At 50.7% G+C, this 17,615-nt stretch carries 19 protein-coding genes; 9 read left to right on the forward strand and 10 right to left on the reverse strand.

The features are described 5' to 3' along the window. Nucleotides 1–104: 104 nt before the first annotated feature. From Q4544_RS13310 to Q4544_RS13320, 3 genes are read left to right on the forward strand one after another with little or no spacing between them, the layout of a single operon-like run. The gene (locus tag Q4544_RS13310; RefSeq protein WP_303507018.1) at nucleotides 105–458 is read left to right on the forward strand and encodes an Hpt domain-containing protein; all 354 of its coding nucleotides are present in this window, start codon (nucleotides 105–107) and stop codon (nucleotides 456–458) included. Continuing rightward, the gene (locus Q4544_RS13315) at nucleotides 448–3,762 is read left to right on the forward strand and encodes a PhnD/SsuA/transferrin family substrate-binding protein (protein WP_303507020.1); all 3,315 of its coding nucleotides are present in this window, start codon (nucleotides 448–450) and stop codon (nucleotides 3,760–3,762) included. Before Q4544_RS13310 ends, Q4544_RS13315 begins: the two co-directional genes overlap by 11 nt. Before the next feature lie 26 nt (nucleotides 3,763–3,788). Next, nucleotides 3,789–4,184 carry a response regulator gene (locus tag Q4544_RS13320; RefSeq protein ID WP_303507022.1) on the forward strand — a complete coding sequence of 132 codons (396 nt, stop codon included), beginning with the start codon at nucleotides 3,789–3,791 and terminating at the stop codon, nucleotides 4,182–4,184. Here Q4544_RS13320 and Q4544_RS13325 read toward each other — a convergent pair. Both Q4544_RS13325 and motA read right to left on the reverse strand, forming a co-directional pair. Next, on the reverse strand, nucleotides 4,181–4,615 hold the full coding sequence (locus Q4544_RS13325; protein WP_303507024.1) for a hypothetical protein: 435 nt from the start codon (nucleotides 4,613–4,615) through the stop codon (nucleotides 4,181–4,183). The two genes, Q4544_RS13320 and Q4544_RS13325, sit on opposite strands and share 4 nt — an antisense overlap. After that, nucleotides 4,615–5,481 (reverse strand): flagellar motor stator protein MotA, encoded by an 867-nt coding sequence (gene motA, locus Q4544_RS13330; protein WP_303507026.1) that lies wholly within the window; start codon nucleotides 5,479–5,481, stop codon nucleotides 4,615–4,617. Before motA ends, Q4544_RS13325 begins: the two co-directional genes overlap by 1 nt. Nucleotides 5,482–5,707: 226 nt before the next feature. Here motA and Q4544_RS13335 point away from each other — a divergent pair, with 226 nt between their 5' ends. After that, nucleotides 5,708–6,889, forward strand: coding sequence for a hypothetical protein (locus tag Q4544_RS13335; protein ID WP_303507028.1), 1,182 nt, complete (start codon nucleotides 5,708–5,710; stop codon nucleotides 6,887–6,889). 48 nt (nucleotides 6,890–6,937) lie between these two features. Here the strand turns inward: Q4544_RS13335 and Q4544_RS13340 are convergent, their stop codons facing one another. From Q4544_RS13340 to Q4544_RS13350, 3 genes are all read right to left on the reverse strand, one after another. Then, on the reverse strand, nucleotides 6,938–8,236 hold the full coding sequence (locus Q4544_RS13340; protein ID WP_303507030.1) for a flagellar motor protein MotB: 1,299 nt from the start codon (nucleotides 8,234–8,236) through the stop codon (nucleotides 6,938–6,940). A 149-nt stretch (nucleotides 8,237–8,385) separates the two neighbouring features. Next, nucleotides 8,386–8,868, reverse strand: a complete 483-nt coding sequence (locus Q4544_RS13345) for a MucR family transcriptional regulator (protein ID WP_303507033.1) — start codon at nucleotides 8,866–8,868, stop codon at nucleotides 8,386–8,388. A gap of 182 nt (nucleotides 8,869–9,050) precedes the next feature. Beyond that, a complete protein-coding gene (locus tag Q4544_RS13350) occupies nucleotides 9,051–9,323 on the reverse strand; it encodes a hypothetical protein (RefSeq protein WP_303507034.1) in 273 nt (90 codons plus the stop codon). Nucleotides 9,324–9,607: 284 nt separating this feature from the next. Between Q4544_RS13350 and Q4544_RS13355 the strand changes: the two genes are divergently transcribed. The 5 genes from Q4544_RS13355 (at nucleotide 9,608) to Q4544_RS13375 (ending at nucleotide 14,026) form a co-directional block, all read left to right on the forward strand. Beyond that, nucleotides 9,608–10,309: a winged helix-turn-helix domain-containing protein gene (locus tag Q4544_RS13355; RefSeq protein WP_303507035.1), complete on the forward strand. Its 702-nt coding sequence runs from the start codon at nucleotides 9,608–9,610 to the stop codon at nucleotides 10,307–10,309. 336 nt (nucleotides 10,310–10,645) lie between these two features. Further along, a complete protein-coding gene (locus Q4544_RS13360) occupies nucleotides 10,646–11,113 on the forward strand; it encodes a hypothetical protein (protein ID WP_303507038.1) in 468 nt (155 codons plus the stop codon). Nucleotides 11,114–11,236: 123 nt separating this feature from the next. Continuing rightward, nucleotides 11,237–11,920 (forward strand): sigma-70 family RNA polymerase sigma factor, encoded by a 684-nt coding sequence (locus Q4544_RS13365; protein ID WP_303507040.1) that lies wholly within the window; start codon nucleotides 11,237–11,239, stop codon nucleotides 11,918–11,920. Then, a complete protein-coding gene (locus Q4544_RS13370; RefSeq protein ID WP_303507041.1) occupies nucleotides 11,920–13,353 on the forward strand; it encodes a flagellar hook-length control protein FliK in 1,434 nt (477 codons plus the stop codon). Before Q4544_RS13365 ends, Q4544_RS13370 begins: the two co-directional genes overlap by 1 nt. A 10-nt stretch (nucleotides 13,354–13,363) precedes the next feature. Further along, a complete protein-coding gene (locus Q4544_RS13375) occupies nucleotides 13,364–14,026 on the forward strand; it encodes a flagellar hook assembly protein FlgD (RefSeq protein WP_303507043.1) in 663 nt (220 codons plus the stop codon). Here the strand turns inward: Q4544_RS13375 and Q4544_RS13380 are convergent. The 5 genes from Q4544_RS13380 to Q4544_RS13400 are packed head-to-tail and all read right to left on the reverse strand — an operon-like array spanning nucleotide 14,023 to nucleotide 17,542. Beyond that, a complete protein-coding gene (locus tag Q4544_RS13380; RefSeq protein WP_303507045.1) occupies nucleotides 14,023–14,499 on the reverse strand; it encodes a flagellar biosynthesis protein FlgH in 477 nt (158 codons plus the stop codon). The two genes, Q4544_RS13375 and Q4544_RS13380, sit on opposite strands and share 4 nt — an antisense overlap. A 9-nt stretch (nucleotides 14,500–14,508) precedes the next feature. After that, nucleotides 14,509–15,300, reverse strand: coding sequence for a flagellar basal body L-ring protein FlgH (flgH, locus tag Q4544_RS13385; RefSeq protein WP_303507047.1), 792 nt, complete (start codon nucleotides 15,298–15,300; stop codon nucleotides 14,509–14,511). Next, nucleotides 15,297–15,974, reverse strand: a complete 678-nt coding sequence (flgA, locus tag Q4544_RS13390) for a flagellar basal body P-ring formation chaperone FlgA (protein WP_303507049.1) — start codon at nucleotides 15,972–15,974, stop codon at nucleotides 15,297–15,299. The genes flgH and flgA overlap by 4 nt, the downstream gene beginning before the upstream one ends. 6 nt (nucleotides 15,975–15,980) lie before the next feature. Further along, the gene (flgG, locus tag Q4544_RS13395; protein ID WP_303507051.1) at nucleotides 15,981–16,766 is read right to left on the reverse strand and encodes a flagellar basal-body rod protein FlgG; all 786 of its coding nucleotides are present in this window, start codon (nucleotides 16,764–16,766) and stop codon (nucleotides 15,981–15,983) included. Nucleotides 16,767–16,801: 35 nt separating this feature from the next. Beyond that, a complete protein-coding gene (locus Q4544_RS13400) occupies nucleotides 16,802–17,542 on the reverse strand; it encodes a flagellar hook-basal body complex protein (RefSeq protein WP_303507053.1) in 741 nt (246 codons plus the stop codon). Nucleotides 17,543–17,615 lie beyond the last annotated feature (73 nt).

Genomic DNA, 17,615 nt, shown 5'->3' on the forward strand with positions numbered 1-17,615 from the left:
TTTTGCCACATTGTTGCCTCGTTTCGTGGTAACTGTGAAATGGCAAGAAACAATCAGCGCCTGAAGAGCGTTGAGGAATAAGACGTTTGGGTGAGCAGAAAATGATGCAGGGAATGGACGCAGATAAAGCGGCCGTGCTTCAAGCCGGACTTGCGCGGATTCGCGAGCGATTTATCGCTTCGTTGGATGATCGTATTGAAAGCTTTTGTGCCCTCTCGGAACGTCTTGAAGATCCAGCGACGGAAGAATCCGCCTGCATGGAAATTCGCGCACAAGCACATAAATTACACGGTATCTGTGGCAGCGTTGGGCAACCGCGCATGGGCGCCCTCGCGGCGCAGCTGGAACAGCATATTGATACTGTGATTGCTGGGCCGCGCCCCCTCAACACCGACTTTGTCGACGACCTTCTCAATGCGCTTCTCGATGAGATGGAGCAGAATGTGGATGGCGGATAACGTAACCATATGGCGTGGGCTTAAAGCCCTAAGTCGCTGGTTCGGATTTTGGGTAATGCTGGCTGCATTGACCGTAACGCTTGTTGTTCGAGCGACGGCGGCGAATGCACAGCAATCAGAATTTGGCCCCAATACAGAAGTCTTTACTGTTGGCGTTCTAAGCACAGAAGGCGCAACCCGAGCGCTTGAGGCGTGGCGGCCGACGATTGATTTCTTAAACCGTGAATCCGAGTTTCTGGATACGCCGTATCGCTTTGTCGTGCGGCCCCATTCTATTGAAACACTGTCGCAAGGCGTTACCGAGGGTACGCTTGATTTTGCTCTTACCAACCCCGCCCACTTTGTGGCGGCTGAAGTGGAAAGCGGTATGCGGGCCGTGCTTTCACAGGCTCGCATGTGGGAAGGACGTACATATAGTCAAACCGGTGCTGTGGTGTTTGCCCGCGCAGATAGCGGCTTTACGCGGTTAGGCCAGCTGGAAGGTGCCAGTGTTATGGCGGTTGCCGAAAATGATTTTTCGGGTTGGTGGTTGGCAGAGCAAGAATTCCGCCGCCGTCGATTAGAGCCGAGCTCCCTGTTGGGTGAATTGGTCTTTTCTGGCGGAAACCAACGCGAGGTTATTTATGCGGTTCAGGCAGGGTTGGTGGATGCTGGTGTTATTCGGGCTGGTGTGCTGGAAGCCTTGGCGGAAGAAGGTACCGTTAACCTAGAAGATTTCACACCGCTTTCGCCAATTGACTACCCAGAGTATCCGTTTTGGGCGACGACGCCTTTGTATCCAGAGTGGGTTTTGGCGGCGACGCCAGAAGTGCCCGAAGGTGCCTTGGCCTTGGTCATCAATTCGTTTTTGAATGTTCAGGCTGATAGTGAGGAATCCCGCAGCGCGGGTAATGTTGTTTGGCAGGCTCCGCAAAACTATCAGGCCGTCCATGATCTGTTGATTTCCCTGCGCGTACGACCCTATGAGAACTATCTAGTTCAGGCGGCAAGCAGGATTTATCGAGCCTATCGTTGGACAATTCTGGGCGTTGTTACCGCAATTATTCTGTCGCTGTTGTTCCTGACGCTTCAGTTGCGTCGCAATATCATGTTGGCAGAACAGCAAAAGGAAGTGTTGGAATCCGAAATCCGGTCCAAGATTTTCTATCGGAGTGCGGTCGAGGAACATACGGTGTTCTGTATGCTGAAGCTGGATGGTCGTATTTCGCATGTGAATGACAGTTTCTGCGAAACCACCGCTCGGGATCGGTCGAGCCTGTTGGGTACTCCGTTGTCTGATTTACTAGGTGAACGCGAGCAGGAAATTCTGAACGACGACATCATGAAGGCGATGGAAGTTGGTGCGCCTTGGGATGGGCCGCTTAAGATTATGCGCGAAGATGGTACGGTAGCTTGGGCACAATGTACGGTTATTCCGGTCAGTGGTGCAGGCGATGAGCTGTCTGAAATCGCAGTAGTCGCGACGGATATGACCCAAACGCGCAAAGGTATCTCTGACGAAAGTTTCCACGATAGCCTTGAGCTGATTGATGATCAGGTTGTGGTGTTGCGTCCGGGTACGTTGGACCTGCTGTATTGCAACAAGACCGCGCGTAAGCGGTTGATCGAAGATCGCGTTGGTGGCAGCTGGAAAGACAAGCGTGCAAAAGACATCCTGACGCAAAGCGATGTTCACGCGCTGGAACTGCGGTGCCAAGCATTGGAAGAGGGTCCGCAGCGGCGGATCACTTGGGAAGTGACGGCGACGAACGGCACGCCTTATGAAATTAGCCTGGAATATGTACAGCCGGAAAATGATGAGCCGCGGTTCATTGCGATCTACCGTGACATCACGCAGCGCAAGGTGGCTGAAAAGGCGAAGAACGAATTCGTGGCAACCGTTAGCCACGAATTGCGGACTCCGCTGACATCTATGAAAGGTGCCTTGGGTCTGGCCTTGTCAGGTGCCATTGGCGAAATGCCAGAGCAGATGAACAAGATGGTCAGCATGGCCAGCAACAACTGCGACCGCCTGGTGACGTTGATCAATGACATCTTGGATATGGAAAAGATTGAAGCCGGTAAAATGGACTTCAAAATGGAACCGGTCGACATGGCCGAAATCGTCGACAAGGCGATGGAATCCAACAAGTTCTATGCCGAGAAATTCAAATCCACGATGCGGATGAATTTGGTCGAAGATGAGGATGGCTTTAACACCATGGGTGACAAGAGCCGCCTGACGCAGGTTATGGATAACCTGATGTCGAACGCGGCGAAGTTCTCTGGTGGTAAAGAAATCATCGTGACGTTAAAGATCCATCGTGACCGCGTCCGCTTTAGTATTCGCGACTTTGGTTGCGGTATTCCAAAGAGCGCGCATGCAACGATTTACGACAAGTTCACGCAAGCCGACATGGGTGACACGCGTACACAGCAGGGTACCGGCCTTGGTTTGTCGATCGTGAAAATGATTGTTGAAAGCCACAAGGGCGCAATTTTCTTTGCTAGCGAAGAAGACATCGGAACTGAGTTCTACGTTGATTTGCCACGTATGATTGGTGATAAGGTTATCCCGCTAGAACCACTTGGTGATGAAGACGAGATTTCGTTCAGCAACGCTGGCTTGACGGAGGATCAACAAGCAGTTGCTGTGACACAGGGCGCTGGTGACGGATCAGATATTCAGGTTCTTTTGGCTCAGTTGAAATCTGGCGGTTTCGATGCCGAGATTGAAACCGGCTCTGTGACTGTAAGTCAGGTCGTCAGCGGCAAAGGCGTTGTTGGGCAATCGACCGTCTTTAACTGGTTGACCGATGAAGGGCGCACATTGGTGTCCGAACTTTTTGAACGCGACAAGCTGCAGAATTTGAACGTGACGGTGCTGCAGGCGAAATCAGCAGACGGTAACATGTCGGATTCACTGGTACTAAATGGCCTTAAGGCGAATATGTACTCAAATTGGCTATCCAACATTCCGTCAATGGCAGAAGGCGCAGCCTTTAAGCTGATGGGTGTTGGTCGCGAAGATTTGCCGTCTTTGGATGGTGATGATGCTTCGATTGCGGTGGCGCAAGATGTGTCGCAGGCTTTGGTTTTGGCAGACAATGATCAATACGATGCCGTTATGCACTTTGATAAGATCGATCTGGCGCATTGCCTGACGATTATTCCTGTTTCAGGTGGACGGTTGCCGCGCACTGTTCCGGTCATTTTGATCGTGACACAGATTGAGGCACCAGAGGCAGAACGCGGTGTGGTTTCGAAATTTGCGCGTCCGTCGGGCGCAGGACGCGGTAAATCCCGGCGCCGGGCGCGCGGGTGATAGAATACGAGATGAGAGGTTAGGAAATGGGTGAATTGAATAAAATTCTGCACATCGAGGACGAAGACGATATTCGCGAAATCGCCAATATGGCGCTTGAGCTGATTGGTGGCTTTGAGGTTGCGCAGGCTGGTTTGGGTACAATTGCCTTGGAGATTGTCGAAGGCTTTGCGCCTGACCTGTTGCTGTGTGATGTTCAGATGCCAGGTTTAACTGGGCCAGAAACCATTGAGGCGATCCGTAAGTTGCCAGGTTTTGAAACGATCCCGGCGATCTACATGACGGCCAAAGTGGGCGAGTCTGAAAAGGACAGTCTGTTGGGGCAATATGAGCTTGGGTTTATCGCCAAGCCATTTGATCCGACAACCTTGGCCATGCAAATTCGCGAGATGTGGGATCAGGGATTAGCGAACGCCGCTTAGGGTTTCGCCATCTGTCGCATGTAGCGATTACGAGCGATTTCTTCGAGCGTAGCAGATTCTGCTGTGTCTTCTTCTTTACGTTTTTCGCTAAGGTTTTTATCCAGCACAGCCTCGTTAGACCGTGCCTCTGTATAAGTTTCAAAAAGCCGCCCCTCAATTAGGGCGGCTTTTTTGTCGAGTGTATCCATCTCTTTCAGCAAAAACGCCTTGCGTGTGTCGATGGCTTTCAAGAAGCCTGCAAGAAAAGGCGCGGCTTCGGGCGAGGGGATGTGCGCCTCTGTCTCGAGCTGATTTTGTAGCTTGTCTAACTCGGTTTGGAGCTGCGCTTGATGGGCCCGGATGTGGCCCATCTCTGCGGCATGGCCGTCAAGCTCATGTTCTTTGATGCGTTGTAAAACGGCTAATGCTTCGATGCGTCGGGCGCGGTCCATTATGCTGGGGTCAGTTCCTGACGCGCCTCTTCCATCTCGTAGAAGGATGGCTGCAAGGATGTAGGAATGTTACCGCGGCCAATTTCAACGCAGATGGTTGGAGAGTGTTCTTGCAAAATCGCAATAAAGATGTCGCGGATTACGTTATAGAAGGCGCCGTCTTGGTCCTCGATCACCCCCAAGCGGCCAGATAGCGGAGCCACAAAACAGTAAGCCAAGAAAACCCCAAGGAACGTACCAACAAGCGCACCACCAATCATTTCACCTAGAACGGCCGGTGGTTTGTCGATCGAACCCATCGTTTTAATAACACCCAAAACCGCCGCAACAATCCCAATCGCCGGGAGGCCGTCAGCAACAACTTGAAGTGCGTGGGCAGGGACCATCACCTCGTGGTGGTGCTTTTTGAGCTTTTTGTTGATCACATCCTCGGTTTGGAATGGGTCATCAAATTGTAGCGCCAACATACGGAAGCTGTCAGTGATCAGGTCAATCGCGTGATGGTCATGTTGGATTTTGGGAAACTGCGAAAAAATCGAACTGTCGTGTGGATTTTCGATGTGCTCGTCCAGCGCCAGAATACCGTCACGTTGGTAGATCTTGGTAAGTCCGTACATCAAGTTCAGTAGGTCGATGTAGTCAGCTTGTTTCCATTTTGGCCCCTTAAGCGCTTTGATCAAACCTTTGATCGTTGCACCAAAGTCCGCAAACGAGTTGGCTGCAATAAAGGCCCCTAAGGAGGCGCCGCCGATCATCATGCCCTCGAACGGGAGGGCGTGAAGAATGGGGCCCATTTCCCCGCCTGATAGCAAAAAGCCACCAAACACGAGAGCCATGACAAGAATAAATCCGATGATAATGTTCATGTAGTTTCGCTATCCTAAGCGCCTTCTGGCGATTGCATTGCTCGTATGCCCCATTTTTGCCATAAATTATAAGGTTTGAGCAAGAATTAATGAGTGAATTGGTAGAATAGATTGTTAAACACGGCTCAATTTAAAGAATAGCTATGGATAATTGACATTAATTGGCGTAATTATAATAAAAATAAAGAATAGTTTAACGTCTGCGACGCGACACCTGGGGAAACGCATGTTCGGTAATGAACAAATCATGGCAGTCTTGCTTGAAGCGGATGATCTTCGTTTGGTTCATCGCAGTTGGCCCCTGAATATGCGCTTGGCTGTTTGTTTGATGCCAAGCGGCGAATGCCAGTTGATGTTATTTCGTGAAGAAGAGGCGGCGACATTCCCTAAGCGCCTTCGCAAACATCTTGGATTGCGGTCGGAAGAGCTAAGCATTTACCCGCCTGTTGCTGGGTTTCCGTCACGTGCAGTGAAGTATTCAGATGAACGTAGCCTTGCGGCTTTGTTGGCTGATACGCCAGGTTTGCTTGAAGACGCACACGATTATTCGGTTAACTTTTCATATGCTGTGGAAGAGGGGCTTGATCCCGTTGCCTTTCTTGGCGTTGAAGTTGTCGCGGAAGATGTCGAGATCGAAACTCCATTCTTTGGGGCGTCAAAGGCACAAGCGTCGGCGGATGTTTTGCAGTTTTCTTCAAGGCGTCAGCAGGCGGTTGAGGAAGAAAAATCAATTCGAAACTTACGCTTTGATTTGGCGCGTGAAGCAGCCCGAGATATCGAAGGCGCGAGTAAGCCCGAGCCAGTCATGATGAATGAACAGCCAGCCGATCTAGGCGCAGAGTTTTTGTCCGCTGATCAACTGGCGTCTATTGAAACCCCTCCGGGCGCATATCGTTTGTCGCAACAGGGTGAATGGATAGAGATTTCGCGTGGGGAAGGGGCCGCTGTGCCGGTTACTGATCCTTCGTTGTTGTTCCTTCGGGATGATCGTGCTTTGCTCGCGATCCGTTCCGATGCAGTTACATCAAACCTGCCTGCAAATATTCGGATTTCGGTGGAGTGCCTGCCGGCTGTCTTGCGACGTGTTCTGACAGAGGCGATTGGCGAGGTTCACGTTTCTGCTGAAAATGGGTTCTTTTATGTAGCTCTGCCGCCGCGTTCGGGTGATGCGCAGAGTGTTGAAATGTCTGATCTACATGCCAGCTTGGCGCAGGATGAAACGCGTAAGCGCTGGCCAAACCTGCGCCGGAATCGCGGGTTTCGACTGTTTGCGTTGACGACAATCACAACGCTGGCGATTTTTGTGGTTCTAAGTGCGCAACCTGATGACATGACACGCCAGAATTCGGGTAAAACACCAATTGATTGGAGCCAGTTCCGCTTGTCGATGAATGATGGGCTTGGATAGAAAAATCGCCCGCTGAATGGCGGACGATTTTTTAGCTTTCAATTTGGCCTACCGCAATGCGCTACGTAAGTTTTCAAAGACCGTTTCGTTCAACAAAGAGACTTGGCTTTCTTGTTCGATGATCTCAGAAACGCTTGGTTCCATAACTGTGGCTTGTTTGGTTGGCTCAGCTACTGTCGGAGCAGGGGCCATTTCAGGTTTTGCCATTGGTTCTTTGGCGGCCATTTTAGGTGCCGCGTCCGCGGTCACTGGTTTTTGGTAAGCCAGTAAAACCTCGATACGGCGGTTAGAAGGATCTTTCGGCGCATCAGCCTTTAGCAGTTGTTTGTCAGCCATGCCGGACACACGCGTAATCCGCTCATGTGTAACACCGCTTTGGATAAGCACTCGGCGCATCGCGTTGGCACGATCAGAGGAAAGATCCCAGTTGTCATAGCCCGCGGACTTCGAAAATGGGACAGCATCGGTATGACCGGAAATAACCATCTTATTTGGCAGTTTGGTCAGCGAGTCACCCAAAAGTGTCATCAGTTTTACAGTCGCCGCATTCATTTGTGCGCTACCGCTAGAGAACATAGGCTTGCCCTTTTGGTCGACGATCTGGATCATCAAGCCTTCAGGTGTTTTTTGAAACATCAAGTTCTCTTGCAGTGGTGCTAGGTCTGGGCTGGCTTGCATGGCTTGCAAGATCTTGGACTTCATTTCCTCAAAGCGCTCTTCATCCGCGGTATGGTCCGGATTGGTCGCTTGGGTATCGCCTGCAGCATTTTTCTCTGCTTGATCAAGGGTAGTGATGGATTCGGCGCCAGCCATAGATGCGGCTTGCATTGCATCTAAGCTTTCGGTCGCTTCCTGCGCTTTGCCCGCCGACGCTTGTTCATTCGTTACAGCGGTTTCGTTTGGATTCGCTTCATATACCGGACTTGCGGCGCCACCAGCTGGATTCTCGTGGTGACCTTCTTGGGAACCGCGCACTTTTTCGGCAGGATCAGCCGTTGGAGTGGTGTCCATGACTTCCCATTTGGCAGGAGATGGATCGTCTTTTTCGCCAAACTCGGCGCCACGTGCCACGGTTGAACCGTTTGACGCTGTTAATGTGCCAGGTGGGCCCAATGTCGCGCCATCTAGAACACCACTGCCGCCGGGGAGGGTGGCATTTGTGAAGTATTCTGCGATTCCTCGTAGTTTTTGTTCGTCACTTGACGATAAAATCCACATTAATAGGAAAAACGCCATCATCGCGGTCATGAAATCAGCGTAAGCCACCTTCCAAGCACCACCGTGGTGCCCGTGGCCTTCGACCACTTCGATTTTGCGAATGATGTTTACCGTTGCATCGCTTGCCATTTGTCTCTGCCTCGTGAGTGCCGGTTTGCCCGGCTATTCTCAACACGCGCTTCTGCGCACTATTGGTCAGGTAGAGGTATCGCAACCAACCGTGCCCCGAGAAGGGCGCGATTAAGACAAGATTAAGGCAGTTGAAAAAACGCGTGCTCTTATGGAGCGCTTGCGCCTTCTTCCAAGTTGGAGTCGCGGTTGTATTTACCAAGACCAACTTGTTTTGCATAAGCCGCTTTGCGCTCTGAGTAGTTCGGTGCAACCAATGGCATGGATTCAGGTAGGGAGAATAACTGACGGTATTCCTCTTCGGTTAAACCATGTTCGGCATTGAGGTGGCGCTTTAGCATTGTAAAGCCGCGGCCGCAGCATAGACAGAAAACTTTGTCATTGGTCACGGCTTTGTCCAGCGGGATAGCTGGTGTAGCTGCCGACTTGACTGTTTCGATGATGGGTACGGGTTCTGTGGCGATCGCAGGGGTGGTGACTTCTGGTTTGCCAAATACGGGCATCAATTGTGTTGCAAGTGATACGATATCATCAACCGACACATTGCGGCGCTGCGCAAACGCGGCAACGACCGTCGCGACGGCGTCTTTTGAATGGTCCTTGGCGGTGTCCATGTCGTTTTTTGTGGTCATGGTTTAATCCCTGTCTCGCGGCAGATCATATATCTTAACTTTTGAAGATGTCAAGAATAGCCGCGTTTGTCCTTGCCGTTTCGGCGGAAAAAACCCAAATAAAACTTGGGGTTGAGCGCTCTGCGGTAGTGCCTCGGCGTCTAGTTGCAGTTCGCGTGTAATTCCGATTTTGCCTTGGTGGCTTAGTGCAAAGTGCGAAGGTAGTGTTCGCTGTCTCTGAAGTTGGCCTGCTGAATTGGCTTGTGACCAATCAAGGTCGCGACATTCATTGCGCTTGAAGGCGTTTGCATTGCGCAAGAAGTGTCGAGGTCAATATCCTTCAAGACATGGTTTGCCGACTTAAGGACTTCGATGAAAAAGGGGTCGGTGTCCAACGAGGACAGTAGGTGCCGAATATGCGCAGCCGCAGAAAATGCGACACGAATATGGGCATCCTTGGCGAGGGGTCCTGCCATAGCTCTACTCCATTCTGAGTGATATTCGGTGCATTCTGCTACCTGACACTGAGAATATTATTACTTGGGTTAAAATATTGCCAAAATTCGGTGGCAAAAGAAAAGAAATGGTTAAATTTGAGTATTACATGCGTTAATCTAAGGCCTGGTTCATAGCTGTTCTTGTGATAACCGTCAGGCTTCTGCTTGAATAGTCATGAATTCAGTAGTTGCCTTTTAATAGTTTTTTAATCTTGGGCAAGATGATTCGGATGGCGTTGAAGTGAGCAGAGGCGATAGCAAATATGATTTCGAAAGCGCCATATGCGGTGATCGTTGATTCAGATCCTGGCACCGCGCTATCCTTGCGTCATCTTTTTCGTGTTATTTGCGGGCTGTCGGCGGAAGTCTTTGCTTCTGATGACGCTGCATTGTCTATAATTCAATCGGGTGATGCACCAAAGGTTGTTGTTGTCGGGCGGCTTAGAGCGCGCTCTGAATTTTTGAAAACGCTAGTGGAAATTGACTCCGGGTCGTTCGTGATCGCAATCGACCGCCAAGAACAAACAAATGAAGCCGAAGATGCTTTTCTTGCGGGTGCTCACGATGTTGTTCGTTACCCGATCTCTTTGCGCGCATTCGCGTTAAGATTGAGGGCGCGCGTAGGAATGCTGGATACGCCAGAGGGTTTGGAAATATTGCGGGACACGTCGTCTTGGAATTCCGGTGCTTATATTGCGAGTCAGGCTGCATTGACTTCGGCGGAAGCGCAAATCGCGCACATACTCATCAGTCAGAATGGTGAAGTCGTTTCGCGGGATGTGCTGAGTTATGCCATTGACCATAGGCCTTGGGACTATGGGGACCGAAAATTTGATGTGCATGTTGCGAAAATCCGCAAGAAGTTAACGGCTGTCTTTGGAGAGCATGTCTCGGTAAAGACAGTTCGGGCAGAAGGCTATGTTTTGTCTTTTGATGAAGATGGAATTGCGCGGTTATTTAACTGACCCTTGGGTGACAATTCGGCCCCTCAGCTCTCCGTCAAGTAGAGAATTGTAAATTTCCACAGGTCTTTTCGCGGTTGAGTTCACGGTTGTGTGACCTACTACTGCTTGTGGATAACTTCACCTGCGTGCCCAGATGTTGGTTTACCCGTTGGTTTTAAGGGAAAATGGCGAGTGTATTTTTAAAAGTACAACTTAGACCTGCTTAAAATGTCAATTTGACACTTCTTCTCGACTATGAGGAGAGTTAACTCATCTTTACAAAGAGGTAATTCTCCTTTGGCGGGAAAGGATCTAGTCTACTCTAACAAACATATATATGGCCTGGGGGAATATATAGTGGGACAGTTGGATATTGTTGAACAGATTTGGGGTGGGGACATCTCAGAAGCACAAGTGTCGGCGGTTACGCCGTTAGAAGGTTTGTTGGCTTCGGTCGTGAATGTGCCTGTAGTGACGTTGACCTCTCGACTGGAAGGTAGCCGCCCATATGCGCTACTTGAGAGTTCAGAAGTTTTGCCGGGTGTATCGCTGGGTGACATTTTGTCCGAAGAGTTGTCTTTGGAGGTGCCATTCGGTGCGCTTATTCTTGTTCAGCCAAAGGACTTTTCAGACGTTAAGGATTATTCAGGACAAAAGCTTGGCGAAATGTTGGGCATGATCATTCTGGATATGGCGAAAGATGCCTCTTCATCTGTTGAATTGAATGTTGCGGAAGTGACATCGGACAAAGAAGGTGTCGATCTTTCGGGTTCTTTATCAGCAATTAGCGAAAGCCAAGCGTTGGCGGCCTCTCGACTTCAGTGAGCTATGAGGTGGAGCTGCCACGCGGAGTTGATTTAATCTTTCGTTAATCATATTTGTCTTTGCTGATCCTTGCGGTTGTGATTTTGTTGTTCTTGACGAAACAAAGATTTCGCGAGGCAGGACATGACTATTTCATACTCAGCGGCGCTAAAGGCGCCGATTTTAGAACGTGAACAGGAGCGCTCATTGATCGAACAGTGGCAGCAAAAGAGGGACGGAACCTCTTTGCAGGTTTTGATCGCTTCTCATGCTCGACAAGTTCACGCATGCGCGCGACGCATGAATTCAAACTTTGAACATCAAGAAGACTTAGTGGCTGAAGGATTGATTGGCCTTATTACAGCAGCAGATCGCTTTGAGTTGTCGCGTGATGTTCGATTTTCCACATATGCGCAGTGGTGGGTTATGAATAGTGTCCGCACAGCAAATGCACGGCTAAGAAATGTGGTCGCGATGCCGCCGAGCATAAAATACTCTGATGCACCGGTAGCAAATACAGCGATCTCCGAAGACGATTTGGATGAATTTCTTACGTCCGAAGATCCGACGCCCGAAGAACAAGCGATTGCAAAATCGGATTCCGATGAAATGCGCCGCCAAATGGTCGCGGCATTGCAAGAATTGAATGATATTGAGCGCGAAATTGTTATTTCGCGAAACCTGCGCACGGTTCCGGAAACCATCGAAGCGTTAGCTGAAAGATTGGGATTGGGACGTGATCGGATGCGCCAGATCGAGCGGCGTGCATTGTCGCGCTTAAAGTTCGCGCTGTTGTCGCGCGGCGTTTCAAGCGCTCGGGCAATCTAATGGATATTACTGCCAATCCACTTCTATCCTTGCTCGGCGCAGCCCCTGCCACGGACACTACCGCTGCACCAATTGCATCGCCAGGGGGAAGTGCCGCAATGGGATTTGCCATGTTGGTTACGAACCAAGCTCAGAGCAATGATGGCCTATCTGTGGATGTGGCTAAGCCGGGGCAGTTGCTAACAGGTAAGTTACCTGAATTACTTGGAAAATTAGAGAGAATTATCGAGAAAGTAACCACGCTTCTTTCTGATGAAAGCGATGCGACGGTAACGATTGATGATATTGCACCAGCTTTGGTTGAGCTTACTGACGTTATTGGTGAACTGAGCGAAGCTACGAACGGAGCCTTCTTAGGAGGTCTTACAGAGTCTGTTCCGAATGCAATGGCCCAGCAGATATCGGGTAATATAGAGTCTGTTGCAGCCAAGATTGTTGATTTTTCAGCATCGAATATTTTGCAGATCACAGATGTCGAACCGCTGTCTCCCGAGAATTTGGCCCATGCCGTGATTGAGATCGCCACCGCGATACAGAGTGAAATCAATACGGTTGTGAAGGCGCTGCCAGAAACTGTCGCGAATATTGCGACGAAATTTATGGCCGCCGGAAATTCGGTTGTGTCCACACAGAAACCGGCAAATTCACCGCAAAAGCCCGCTACCGGCGAAATATTGGGTGCCGTGCCTGAGTTTTCCACGGTTCCGGTGCTTGAACAGTCAGGTGCCGGACCTGTTGTGAAGCCAATGAGCTCGCAGGGTCAGGAGCTTATTTTGCCTCAATGGGCTACACAGGCTATCGGACAGGCCACACCAAAGCTGAGTGAGGCGGCGCAATCCGTCTTTTCGGCGATCGGGAATGCGTTGGAGAACGGTGCAGCACCAAAAGTGCCGGTTGAGACGTCTTTGGGTCAAATCTTAGAGCTGCCGAGAGAATTGTTGCCCATTATTCCGCAAGATATTGCTGCTACAGCGCGTGACGCAATTCAATCGGTTGAAGCCACACAGTCGACGTCAGCGGCGCGCGCGGCTGAAAGTCAAACGCCGCGATTTTCTCAGGCTGTTGTTAGCCAAGTGCGTGCTGCCGATTTTCAAGAAGGCACGACTAAGGTTGAGCTAACGCCCCGTGGTCTGGGTAGTGTTGAAATTGAAATGAAGACGAATTCCGATGGATCGCTTTCAGTTGTTGTCCGGGCTGAGAATGCGCACGTTCTTAGCAGTCTTCGTGAAGAGCGAGACTTATTGGCCCTAGCTGTATCTGATGCGGGGCAGGGTACGTTTGAATTTCAGGAATTCAACAAAGATGAACAATCGCAAGATCAGGGCGGCCAAGGATTTAGTGGCGGGACTGGCAGTGAATCTATTGCAGATAGTGCAGATGTAGCGAGTGACACCGCAAAAATTGGCGGTGGTCAACTTGATCTGATGACTTAGGGGAACAACGATGGCTTTGGCTCCAATATCCAATACAGCAGCTGCACAATCTGGCAGTGGTTCGTCGTTGTCCCAATTGGGCGAGGACTATACTCGATTTTTGACGTTGCTGACCGCACAGGTACAACATCAAGATCCACTTGCACCAATGGACGCGACACAGTTTGTGTCGCAATTGGCGCAATTGAGCCAGGTTGAGCAGGCGGTAAAGTCTAACTCAAACCTAGAGTCCTTGGGTGCGCAAATGGGCTCGCTGTTGTCAGTGTCTGGCGCGGCAATGCTGGGTCGTGAAATTACGGTTTCCTCAGATAATCTGACGCTCGATAACGGTGAAGTGGACAGCTATTACTCGGTGAACGAAGGTACGGCGACATTGTCGGCGCAGATCCGTGATCCTGATGGGAATTTGGTTAGAACAATTAGCGGGCTTTCGACAGACCATACAGAGCTGCAACATTTGGAATGGGATGGGCTGACGGATGCTGGAAACCCAGTTCTGGACGGTAAGTATACCGTCGCCTTAGTTGCTAAAGATGCGAATGACAGCCCTGTTCCTGCTTATACGTATCGTAAGGCAGAGGTACAGGAAGTGCTTTTCACTGAAGGGCAGAATTACTTTAAGCTAAATGGGGACGAGACTGTGGCTGCAGAAGCCGTCTTGGCTGCAAGTTAGGGTAATTCTCGTAGCGAGCGAGCGTAGTTGAATTCATTAATGCGGGCTGTGCGAATGGATAAAAAGCTTTGATGGAGCTTGCGTACAATATCTTCGGCTAACTTTGTTTGGTCGATATGCTCTTCTTCCCCTTTTTCGAGCCAGAGCGTTGTTTCGGCCATATCTGAGATGATTGTTACGGTTGCGTCACGCAAGCGATTGCGTCCCTCCGCACCGTTTAAGCGCTCAAAGTTTGCGGCGCCTGCTATGTAGACATCCACGTCCATTAATAGGTGCAAAATGCTTCGCGGTTGCAGAACCTGAACCGTGAATTTTCCAAGCGGCATTTTGTAGAGAATTTCTTCTTTAACCACATGCGCCGCAACTGGGGCAGGTTCGGCAGGAGTCGGTTCAGGTGCCATCATGCCGCCAAGAAAATAGCCAGTCGGACCCAAAATGATGGGCCCGAGCAGTATGATGAGCAGTTTTTTCATGTCACCTGATCAATAGGGGAGAATGACATCAAGGAAGTCTTCGCCATACCGAGGCTGCTGCACGACGGTTAGCTGACCACGGCCGCCATAGGCGATGCGCGCTTCTGCTATTTTGTCGTAGGGAACGGTGTTTGCGGTATTGATGTCTTCGGGGCGAATGATGCCTGCGACGCGTAATTCACGCAGTTCCTGGTTCACCTTAACTTCTTGGCGTCCAGCGATGACAAAATTGCCATTTGGCAATTCTTTGATAATCAATGCTGCGACCCGCAAGTTGATAGATTCATTTCGCTTGATTGTACCAGCGCCTGACGAGCTGGAGGTATTGCCAAGATCAACAATGCTGCCGCCCGTTGGCAGGTCTGCGGCGCTGATACCTGGAAGCACCTTGTCGATTTTGCCTCCGTAGCCAAAGAAACCAGGATCATCCAAATTCTGTGAGCTGGAACGTGAGCGGTCAGATTGATTTTTGAGCTGGGCGTCATCTTTGATGTTAATAACGACCGTTAGAATGTCGCCAACGGCTTGCGCGCGCTGGTCATCAAAGAAGCTGCTTGTTCCTTTGCTCCAAAGGCTGGACGCTTCGGCGCGTTTGGGGCGGCGATTTGGTTCGCTTGGCGGCAGTGGTACGCTCACGCGGTTCACTTCTGGCACCAGCTGTGGGTCCATTTCAGAAAACTGCGGATTGCGATGTTCTTTGTATTTTTGTGTACAGCCCGCGACGGCGACGCATGCCATCAAAGCGATTGTTCCAACGGTCCGCATCTTTGCGCGGTTTGAGTGATCTGCCTGCCGGGTCAAAATAAAGCCTCCACCATGCCATCAGCCCGCGCGATGGCAAGAATTGTTTTATTACTTGCAAGGTTTATGACCCTAACTTCCTGACCCAGGTGGGCATCGCCGATGGCCTTGCCGTGTGCAGTCAATTGAAGGGGTCCGTATTGTAATTCAATCATCACGCGTTCCCCGCGTGATACGATAATCGGGGGGATCACAGATTGCCTGTGCACGGGGCGACCAGCGGATAGCATGCGCCGTACCTGCATGCCGTTTAAGTCGGCAACATCCGTGATTGCAAAGGAATGGACCCGTGCCCAAGGCATTTCGATCATTTCAATATCTTCAGGGCGGATGATTTCTTCGGGTTGAATACGTCGGTTCACGACGGGGACAGGCACATTCAAAATTGCCAATCCATGTACGCGACGGATTTCACCCAATGCAGTGACCACGTTTGCGATGAACTGCCCAGTGTCCTTATCGACCCAGAATTCTTGAAGGTACTCGGCCTCTGCTGGCGCGCCTTGAGCCATTCGAATGGAAAAGGCGCCATTGTTCGGCATGGCTGGCCCATACTCTTGCTCTGTACGCTCTGCGATCAGCTGTTTGACTTCGGCTGCGCCTGCCAATTCTGGCGACCCTAAAAGAGTGCTGCAGATGGCGGCTAAAGCAATGGATTTAAGATGTTTTCGCATCACGGGTTACTTAATCTGATTTGCGGTTTGCAGCATCTGATCCGCAGTTTCGATAGATTTCGAGTTCATCTCATAGGCTCGTTGGGCCTGAATAAGGTCAGTGATTTGCTGGATGATATTCACGTTGGAATTTTCCAAGCTGCCCTGACGGATCAAGCCGACACCCGGGTCGCCCGGTGTAACTGTTGTGGCTTCGCCTGATGCGGTGGTTTCTTCTAACAAGTTATTCCCAATTGGCTTCATGCCTGCATCGTTCAAGAACGTTGCCATTGTCAGCTGGCCTAACTCGGTTGGCTCGTTTTCATTGTCTACAAAGGCTGAAACAACGCCTTGTGCGCTGACTGTTAGCTGTCTGGTGCCATCAGGAACGGTGATCCCGGGGTCAACTTCGTAGCCATCCAATGTCACAATCTGGCCTTCGGCTGACAGGTTGAAATTGCCAGCGCGTGTATAGGCAAGCGTGCCGTCTGGGCGGTTCACAACGAAATACCCGCGCCCTTCGATCGCCAAATCGGTTTGGTTTTCCGTTTGAATCAAGCCCCCCTGGGTGTTCAGGCGGGTTACACCAGCCCCCTGAACGCCCAGTCCCACGTTTAGGCCAACCGGGCGGGAGGTACCCTCGGCCGACGTGAGTGCGCCTTCTTGAATCATGGATTGATAGATTAAATCTTGGAATGCGGCGCGGCCGCTTTTAAAACCTGTTGTATTCGCGTTGGCGATGTTGTTGGCGATGACGTCAACATTCGTTTGTTGCGCCAACATGCCAGTTGCTGCGATGCCTAGTGCCTTCATTGCCTCATCCTTATTTCTCTGTCTGCTCGGACAGGTCAGACCACACGACCAAGTCGTTGAATCGCTTGTTTCGTAAGGTTGTTTTCGTCATCCATGAGTTTAACCGCACGTTCGTAGGCGCGTTGAATGTCCATTAGGTGGATCATTTCGACCACCGGCTTTACGTTGCTTTGTTCTACATATCCTTGGGAGATCGTACTGGTCTCGGTCTGTTCTGGATTGGCGCCAGCCGGTGGCAAGAATAACCCATTGCCCAATGCATTCATGGAAGAGGGATCGCCAATTTCAAACAGGCCAATTCGACCGATCTGGCCGCCATCTTGGTCCGTGATCGTACCGTCGATTGCGATGGTAACGGATTGCCCAGCTTCTTGAGGAACAGTGATCGGTGAACCGCTGATGTCCACAACGGGTGAGCCACTTACAGTTGTTAGCCGACCTTCGTTATCGATTGTGAGCCGACCATCACGTCCGTAGGCGACATCGCCACCGGGGGTTTCATACCCAAGCCAGGCGGAGCCATTCACTGCCACATCCAATGGGTTTCCTGTGGGAACCATCGCACCTTGCGAAGTGTCCACGTAGATTCCGTTGTCTTTGACGTAATTGACGGCCTGCGTTTTGTCGCCTGAGTTTTTGGGGTCAACAGCTTCTAACAATGGATGGCTGGTTTTGAAGCCTGCGGTGGAAGCATTCGCCATATTGTGAGCGGCCAAATCAAGGCTGCGCTCTAGCGCGGTGGCTAAAGAAAGGGATACGTAATTTGTTGTTCCCATGTTCAGAGCCTCACATATTCCGGTGTGTTACAAGAACAAAGCGGATGGATATTAGGAATACCTTGGTTGTTGC

It is taken from the genome of Cognatishimia sp. 1_MG-2023 (genome assembly GCF_030548175.1).
In the GTDB taxonomy this organism is placed as follows: domain Bacteria; phylum Pseudomonadota; class Alphaproteobacteria; order Rhodobacterales; family Rhodobacteraceae; genus Cognatishimia.

Coding starts and splice junctions, on each gene's coding strand:
- Q4544_RS13310 (WP_303507018.1), top strand. CDS start 105: ATGCAGGGAATGGACGCAGATAAAGCGGCCGTGCTTCAAGCCGGACTT.
- Q4544_RS13315 (WP_303507020.1), top strand. CDS start 448: ATGGCGGATAACGTAACCATATGGCGTGGGCTTAAAGCCCTAAGTCGC.
- Q4544_RS13320 (WP_303507022.1), top strand. CDS start 3,789: ATGGGTGAATTGAATAAAATTCTGCACATCGAGGACGAAGACGATATT.
- Q4544_RS13325 (WP_303507024.1), bottom strand. CDS start 4,615: ATGGACCGCGCCCGACGCATCGAAGCATTAGCCGTTTTACAACGCATC.
- motA (WP_303507026.1), bottom strand. CDS start 5,481: ATGAACATTATCATCGGATTTATTCTTGTCATGGCTCTCGTGTTTGGT.
- Q4544_RS13335 (WP_303507028.1), top strand. CDS start 5,708: ATGTTCGGTAATGAACAAATCATGGCAGTCTTGCTTGAAGCGGATGAT.
- Q4544_RS13340 (WP_303507030.1), bottom strand. CDS start 8,236: ATGGCAAGCGATGCAACGGTAAACATCATTCGCAAAATCGAAGTGGTC.
- Q4544_RS13345 (WP_303507033.1), bottom strand. CDS start 8,868: ATGACCACAAAAAACGACATGGACACCGCCAAGGACCATTCAAAAGAC.
- Q4544_RS13350 (WP_303507034.1), bottom strand. CDS start 9,323: ATGGCAGGACCCCTCGCCAAGGATGCCCATATTCGTGTCGCATTTTCT.
- Q4544_RS13355 (WP_303507035.1), top strand. CDS start 9,608: ATGATTTCGAAAGCGCCATATGCGGTGATCGTTGATTCAGATCCTGGC.
- Q4544_RS13365 (WP_303507040.1), top strand. CDS start 11,237: ATGACTATTTCATACTCAGCGGCGCTAAAGGCGCCGATTTTAGAACGT.
- Q4544_RS13370 (WP_303507041.1), top strand. CDS start 11,920: ATGGATATTACTGCCAATCCACTTCTATCCTTGCTCGGCGCAGCCCCT.
- Q4544_RS13375 (WP_303507043.1), top strand. CDS start 13,364: ATGGCTTTGGCTCCAATATCCAATACAGCAGCTGCACAATCTGGCAGT.
- Q4544_RS13380 (WP_303507045.1), bottom strand. CDS start 14,499: ATGAAAAAACTGCTCATCATACTGCTCGGGCCCATCATTTTGGGTCCG.
- flgA (WP_303507049.1), bottom strand. CDS start 15,974: ATGCGAAAACATCTTAAATCCATTGCTTTAGCCGCCATCTGCAGCACT.
- flgG (WP_303507051.1), bottom strand. CDS start 16,766: ATGAAGGCACTAGGCATCGCAGCAACTGGCATGTTGGCGCAACAAACG.
- Q4544_RS13400 (WP_303507053.1), bottom strand. CDS start 17,542: ATGGGAACAACAAATTACGTATCCCTTTCTTTAGCCACCGCGCTAGAG.